This window comes from Novosphingobium sp. 11B, from assembly GCF_054589055.1.
On sequence record NZ_BAAILP010000181.1, the window covers coordinates 1 to 3,694 of the forward strand.

1 protein-coding gene is annotated in these 3,694 nt (G+C 67.2%); it reads right to left on the reverse strand.

All coding sequences use genetic code 11. The features are described from left to right. Positions 1–145: 145 nt before the first annotated feature. The gene (locus ACYPYD_RS16855) at positions 146–3,514 is read right to left on the reverse strand and encodes a transglutaminase family protein (RefSeq protein ID WP_459664330.1); all 3,369 of its coding nucleotides are present in this window, start codon (positions 3,512–3,514) and stop codon (positions 146–148) included. Positions 3,515–3,694 lie beyond the last annotated feature (180 nt).

The window sequence follows — 3,694 nt, forward strand, 5'->3', positions numbered from 1 at the left end:
ACTTGATCCGGGACTGCTGGCCGTGAACAGCCCGCTTGGCATCGGGGCGCCTTGCCGATGGCACCTGCCTGAAGACAGCCAGCGGTCCCGGATCAAGTCCGGGACGACGAATGATCTATGCGCGCTGCACCCCTCGAACATGCCCCTACATTAGCCGCGAGGGCCGCCTGAGGTCGAGAGTGTAGGGAAATTCACTCGGCAGCTCCTCCGCAGGCATCGGCAGCGGCCCCGGAGAGTGGCCGTGATCCTGGAACCGCGCCTTCCGCCGGGCCTCGGCCTCGTAGTCGTTGACCGGCACCGTGTCGTAGCTGCGCCCGCCCGGATGCGCGACCTGATAGACGCAGCCGCCCAGCGAACGGCCGTTCCACAAGTCGTAGATGTCGAACGTCAGCGGCGCATGCGGCGGCAGCATCGGATGCATGCTCTCCGACGGCCACCACGCCTTGTAGCGCACGCCGCCCACGCCTTCCCCGTGAGCCACCTTGGTCAGCGGCACGCGGCGGCCGTTGCAGGTGATGACGTGACGGCCTTCGACAAGCCCCGTCGCCTTGACCTGCAGGCGCTCGGTGGAGCTGTCCACGTAGCGCACGGTGCCACCGATCGCGCCGGTTTCGCCCAGCACGTTCCACGGTTCGAGCGCGTGGCTGATCTGGAGGTTGACGCCGCCGCCCTCGACCTCGCCGTGGACCGGGAAGCGGAACATGCGCTGCGCCTCGAACCACGACGGGTCGAAGTCGTAACCCGCACGGCGCAGGTCATCCAGCACGTCGAGGAAATCGGCCCAGACGTAATGGCCGAGCATGAAGCGGTCATGCAGCTGCGTGCCCCAGCGCACCAGCGGGCCTTCCACCGGCTCGCGCCAGAACCACGCCGTCAGCGCGCGCAGAAGCAGCTGCTGGGCGCAGGACATGCGGCCCTCGGGCGGCATCTCGAAGCCCCGGAACTCGACGAGGCCGAGGCGGCCGGTCGGGCCATCGGGCGAGAACAGCTTGTCGATGCAGATCTCGGTGCGGTGGGTGTTGCCGGTCACGTCCACCAGAAGGTTGCGGAACAGGCGGTCCACCACCCACGGCGCGGGCTGCTGCATGTGCGGACCGGGCACCTGCGAGAGCGCGATTTCCAGCTCGTAGAGCGCGTCGTGCCGCGCCTCGTCGATACGCGGCGCCTGGCTCGTCGGGCCGATGAACAGGCCGGAGAACAGGTAGCTGAGCGAGGGATGCCGCTGCCAGTAAGTGACGAAGCTCTTGAGCAGGTCCGGGCGGCGGATGAACGGGCTGTCGAGCAAGGTCGGCCCGCCCAGCACGATGTGATTGCCGCCGCCGGTGCCGATCGAGCGGCCGTCAACCATGAACTTGTCGGCGGTCAACCCGATCTCGCGCGCGCAGTCGTAGAGCGTTTCGGTGATCTCCACCGTCTCGCGCCAACTGGCGGAAGGATGGATGTTGACTTCGATGACGCCGGGATCGGGCGTGACCTTGAGCACCATCAGGCGCGGGTCCGGCGGCGGCGCATAGCCCTCGATCCGGATCGGCAGCTTCTGCACCTCGGCCACCGCCTCGATCGCGGCGACGAGTTCGAGGTAGTCCTCCAGCGCCTCCACCGGGGGAATGAACACGGCCAGGTAATCGCCGCGAGGCTCGACCGTGACGGCCGTGCGCACGGCGCCCTCGATGATGTCCTGATCGACCGCCGGACCGGTAAAGCTGTGCGGCTCGGGCACCGCCTGGGAACGCTGCGCCGTGCCGACTTCGCGCCCCTGATTGCCGCGCTCGATCGCTTGGAGACGGAAATCGGCGAGGGGTTGGCGCGGCTCTGCCGTGTCGCGCGGGTGGATGTAGGGAAAGTCGGCCGGCGCCACATAGGGCAGCGAGCCCAGCGGCAGGCGATAACCCAGCGCGGAATCGCCCGGAACCGCCGTCAGCACGCCCTTGCGCACGCGCCAGTATTCGCTCTTCCAGCGCGGCGTGGACTTGTCCTTCGCGTTCCAGCGCTGCACCGGCAGTACGACGCCGACCGGCTGCTCCACCCCGCGCCGATACGTGCGGCGGAAGCGGCGGGCCAGTTCCTCGTCCTCGATCGCGGGGTCGAGCGGCGTGGTGTTCACCGGCAGTTCGTCCTCGCGCAGCATCCAGACGCCGCGATCCTCGAACACCGGCTGGACGTAGCCGCGCTCCAGCCCCAGCCCCTGCGCCGCGCCGGCCAGCAGGTTGGCGGCGGCGAGCACGTCGATGGTGGGCACCGGATCGGGATCGCCGTCCTTCTCCAGCGGCTTCTCCCCCGCGATCAGGCTGTCGTCATGCCAGATCGGCACGCCGTCCTTGCGCCAGTAGATCGAGTAGCCCCAGCGCGGCAGCGTCTCTCCGGGATACCACTTGCCCTGCCCGTGGTGGAGCAGCGATCCCGGCGCGAACTTCGCGCGCAGCAGGCGGATCAGCTTGTCTGCATAGGCAGCCTTGGTCGGGCCGACCGCGGCGCTGTTCCACTCCGGCGCCTCGAAGTCGGTGGCGGCGATGAAGGTCGGCTCGCCGCCCATCGTCAGGTTTACGCCCCAGGCGGTGAGGTCCGCGTCCACCTTGTCGCCCAACGCCAGCAGGCCGTCCCAGCGCTCGTCGGTGAAAGGCTTGGTGATGCGCACCGCTTCGGCGATGCGGCTGACGTTCATCTTGAAGTCGAAATCGACTTCGGCGGGCTCGGCCATGCCCTCGATCGGCGTGGCCGAGCGGTAATGCGGCGCGGCGCACAAGGGAATGTGCCCCTCGCCCGCGAACATGCCGGACGTGGCGTCGAGCGCGATCCAGCCCGCGCCGGGCACATAAGCCTCGGCCCAGGCGTGGAGGTCAGTGACGTCCTCCAGCACGCCGACCGGCCCTTCCTTGGGCAGCACGTCGGCGACCAGCTGGATCGAATAGCCGGACACGAACCGCGCCGCGAAGCCGAGGCGGCGCAGCAGCTGCACCAGTAGCCACGCCGAATCGCGGCACGATCCGATGCCGACCTTCAGCGTCGCCTCGGGCGTCATCACGCCCTGCTCCATGCGGATCACGTAGTCGATGCGCTGCTGCAGGCGGCTGTTGATGTCGACGAGGAAATCGACCGTGCGGCCTTCGTAGTCGGCATGCTGGGCGACCAGCGCCTCGAACAGCGGGCCTTGCTCCTCGACCTCGAAATAGGCGGAAAGGTCTGCTTTCATGCCTTCCGAATAAGCGAAGGGATATTCCTCCGCCTCCGGCTCCACGAAGAAGTCGAACGGGTTGATGACGGCCAGTTCCGCCAGCAAATCGACCTCGATCGAGAAATGATCGACCGGATCGGGAAACACCACGCGCGCCAGCCAGTTGCCGTGCGGGTCCTGCTGCCAGTTCAGGAAATGCTCGGGCGGGCTAATCTTCAGCGAGTAGTTGGGCACCTCCGTCCGACTGTGCGGCGCCGGGCGAAGCCGGATGACCTGGGGGCCGAGACGGATGCGCCGCGAATAGCGGTAGCGGGTGAGATGGTGCAGGGCTGCCTTGATCATCGAAACGGAGTGTGCGCGATTCAATGCTGCGCTGCAACGATTGTTCAACAGTGGGCGTAAATGTCGTTCCCAACTCGTCGTCCCGGACTTGATCCGGGACGACGTTTCCCTTCCCCCAACCGTCGCACTTGTGTCATTCTTGCATGCGAAAGGGTTTCTCGTGACTACCATGGACATGCT